Below are 3,155 nucleotides of genomic sequence, written 5' to 3'. Positions count from 1 at the left end.
AATCTATCTTGTGTTTATTAAATCTTATAATATCCCTAGACACTATATGGTATCATTAATTTAATTTTCAACTTCAAAGAGGTGATTATTATAAAACTTAAAACTGCATTACTAACTCTGGGTGTATTACTCTGTTTGAGTCTTGGTTATTTAGTTACTTATATTAATTCAGTTTATCTACACATTGATTTCAATTTAGGTTTAATAGTCGTAGCATTAATTTTCCTACCATTAATCATCACTAGAGATTTTGCGTTCATGGATAAGAAAATCAATGTGAAAACGGGTTATTTTTTCATAATCTTAGGTATACTTCAATTTCTATTAACAATGATCTTCATTGATATTTTTTTTCATTAAACTAAACTATCATTATGGTTACAAGTCAAATAAAATAATTATTATGTAAATTGATGAAATGCATTATTAATGACTTAACACATTCCATCAAGGATTCACACATATTTTAGAGTCCACCCTCTCTTATATCTGAAACATCGCACAATGAAGCTACTTCTCTTTGTCCTTGTTGATTTGTACCAACTAGCAATGTCCCTACTAATGAATCTACAATCACAACCCTACTCTCACCGTTATTAAAGAGTATAGTAACTTGTTGACCAGGTGGAAAAAGCGTTAATACATTAGCTTGCCAATCTCTAGTACAACAATCACATGTTGTGACCTCTGTTACAATTTCCTTTACCTCTTCTTTAACTAAAGATTTACAACCACAAGGTGATGTGGATACCTTATAATTTGCCATTTGTTCACCTCCTAATAATTAGTACTTTATATTATGTTTATGTATCATTTGACGTATGGGGTAGTGTGTATATATCTGATAGGCACATATACATTTTTCATTTACTAGGTAAACGAACAAAAGAAACAAAGTTATATTGCATAAAATATATTCCACAAGTTGATACTTTATAGTTTGCCATTTGTCACCTCCCGAAAATTTCGTTAGGTGACATTTTTGCTATTTAGTTTAGTAGTTTTATCGAACTATCCACCACAAGTTGTCGTGTGTTCAAAATAGTTATCAAAATCGTTCCAATCAGCCTCGGTAAGATTATTCATTTCAAACTCTTTACCACAATGAGGACACTCGGCAATATCACCAAGACCAAACTCCTGAATAGACAATTTTATTTCCTCCTATTCTCCACAATGCTTATCACGATGCATCAAAGTGCATTTTAAAGGTCTTACCACAGCCATCTCCAAATTCATCATCACAAGTTATTTCATAAGTTTTACCGCATTCGTCCTTATCTTCTTCTGACCATTCATCACCACAATACGGACATTTTATTTGTGTTGCTAAGACTGACACCTCAGTATCGTTGTAAGTTCTATATATTTCTTTCATTTGAATACCTCCTATTACACTTAATGCTTAGTGAGTCGATTAGTTTCATAATCAAATGAGCAGAATAACTTGCTTCTAGTTTTCATACTCATAATATAAATAAAACAAAAAATGAAAGTTGGTGTATTATGGGAATTGCTTATGTAACGGACGGTGAATCACCAAATGTATCAGTTATTGATACTAAGTCCCACTCTGTTGTTGCTACTGTATCTGTTGGCAGTGGATTTGATACGCCAACTGATATAGCTATTACTCCCGATGGTAAGCTTGCTTATGTGACTGTTTCTACAACACAAATTGGTTTCCTGTCAGTCATCGATACCAAGACTCACTCTGTTATTTCCACAGTGTCCTTAGGATTTTCTCCAACTAGTGTTGTAAGATTCACTCCTAATGGAAAACTTGCCTATGCTTTGAATGGTGGTTCAAATACTGTATCAGTTATTGATACAAAGACCCACTCTGTTATTGCTACATTATCTGTAGAGGATAATCCCTCTGATGTCGCTTTTACTCCTGATGGAAAACTCGCTTATATTGTGAACACACGCTTTTTTTCTAGTCCTGGTACCATATCTGTCGTTGATACTAAAACCCACAATATTATCACTTCTGTTCCAGTAGGCGATAGACCAAATACTGTTGTTTTCACTCCTGATGGAAAACTTGCTTATGTACCGAACACACAGAGTAGTACCGTATCAGTAATTGATACTAAAGTTCACTCTGTTATTGCTAATGTAACCTCAAGGTTAGATCCAGTTAATTCCACCTTTACTCCTGATGGGAAAATTGCTTATGTCATAAACAATCAAACTGCCTCGGTATCAATCATTGATGTCACAACCCACTCTGTAATCGCTACAACAACTGTAAAATCTTCACCAATTATTGTGGCTATTACTCCCGATGGGAAACTTGCATATGTTTTGAATACTCCTGAACTGGACCCTGGTAGTGTATCAGTTATTGACACTAAAACTCACACTGTTGTTGCCACTGTGAACTTGGGTGTCGGACCAAGTGACATCGCCTTCTCTGATGATGGAAAACTTGCTTATATCACAGTTGGTGGTCCTGAGCAATCCTTTGGGAACGTATCTGTCATTGACACTAAAACTCACACCATCATTGCTACCGTCAACGCAGGAATGAACCCAAACAAGATAGCGATTTCTCTAAGTTAAAAGTGTAAATCACCAATAGTCCATTACCTTCGTCTTGTTGCTGCAAAAATTAAATACACATTCAGCAACGCATCATAAACCTACTACGAGACAAAATTACTACTCTTGAGTTTCCTTAATTTTTTCGAAAATGTTCCCTATCACTCTCAAATTTTTAATAAATCGTTGAGGAACGTTAAAAGATTGTCCTGAATAAAAAATTTCCCATTTCTCCTCAAGGTAATCTTTACCTGAATCATCAAAAAATACTTTCTCCAGATTCCTCGTTTCAAATAGAATAATATCTGCCTCATAAATTTCTTTTCCGTTTATGTCCTTCAAGCCTGTCTACCCCCCCCTTAATTTTGCGAAACACAATAATTCAAGAGTTTCCTAAAACTCATATCCAGTATCATAATAATCACATTCATTACATTCCACTTGATACACATATCCTTCGCTTGTTTCTTCCAAAATACAGTAAACAACATCTGATGTATCACATTTCTTACATCGCATCATAAGCCCTCCTATTGTTCGGTTTTTATAACTATTTTGCAGCTGACCATCCACTAAATTGTTCGGATTTAAAGATGTTTTTCAGCTGT

The 3,155-nt window shown here is 34.5% G+C and carries 6 protein-coding genes; 1 reads left to right on the top strand and 5 read right to left on the bottom strand.

Going from position 1 to position 3,155, the window contains the following annotated elements; translation table 11 throughout:
• Positions 1 to 466: 466 nt before the first annotated feature.
• From ACSVDA_RS24620 to ACSVDA_RS24610, 3 genes are all read right to left on the bottom strand, one after another.
• Complete coding sequence (locus ACSVDA_RS24620) at positions 467 to 766, bottom strand: hypothetical protein (RefSeq protein WP_485887042.1); 300 nt, start codon at positions 764 to 766, stop codon at positions 467 to 469.
• 245 nt (positions 767 to 1,011) lie between these two features.
• On the bottom strand, positions 1,012 to 1,152 hold the full coding sequence (locus ACSVDA_RS24615; RefSeq protein WP_485887040.1) for a hypothetical protein: 141 nt from the start codon (positions 1,150 to 1,152) through the stop codon (positions 1,012 to 1,014).
• 31 nt (positions 1,153 to 1,183) lie between these two features.
• A complete protein-coding gene (locus ACSVDA_RS24610) occupies positions 1,184 to 1,378 on the bottom strand; it encodes a hypothetical protein (RefSeq protein ID WP_485887038.1) in 195 nt (64 codons plus the stop codon).
• Between the two features lie 128 nt (positions 1,379 to 1,506).
• Here ACSVDA_RS24610 and ACSVDA_RS24605 point away from each other — a divergent pair, with 128 nt between their 5' ends.
• The gene (locus ACSVDA_RS24605) at positions 1,507 to 2,568 is read left to right on the top strand and encodes a cytochrome D1 domain-containing protein (RefSeq protein WP_485887036.1); all 1,062 of its coding nucleotides are present in this window, start codon (positions 1,507 to 1,509) and stop codon (positions 2,566 to 2,568) included.
• Positions 2,569 to 2,667: 99 nt separating this feature from the next.
• Here the strand turns inward: ACSVDA_RS24605 and ACSVDA_RS24600 are convergent, their stop codons facing one another.
• Together ACSVDA_RS24600 and ACSVDA_RS24595 are read right to left on the bottom strand one after the other, a co-directional pair.
• On the bottom strand, positions 2,668 to 2,889 hold the full coding sequence (locus ACSVDA_RS24600; RefSeq protein ID WP_485887035.1) for a YopX family protein: 222 nt from the start codon (positions 2,887 to 2,889) through the stop codon (positions 2,668 to 2,670).
• A 51-nt stretch (positions 2,890 to 2,940) separates the two neighbouring features.
• Positions 2,941 to 3,066, bottom strand: coding sequence for a hypothetical protein (locus tag ACSVDA_RS24595; protein ID WP_485887033.1), 126 nt, complete (start codon positions 3,064 to 3,066; stop codon positions 2,941 to 2,943).
• Positions 3,067 to 3,155: the final 89 nt, after the last annotated feature.

The organism is Cytobacillus sp. Hm23 (genome assembly GCF_051842895.1).
In the GTDB taxonomy this organism is placed as follows: domain Bacteria; phylum Bacillota; class Bacilli; order Bacillales; family SM2101; genus Nanhaiella.
Note: the sequence above shows the minus strand (reverse complement) of the source record. Positions and strands in the feature narration are given on the sequence as shown.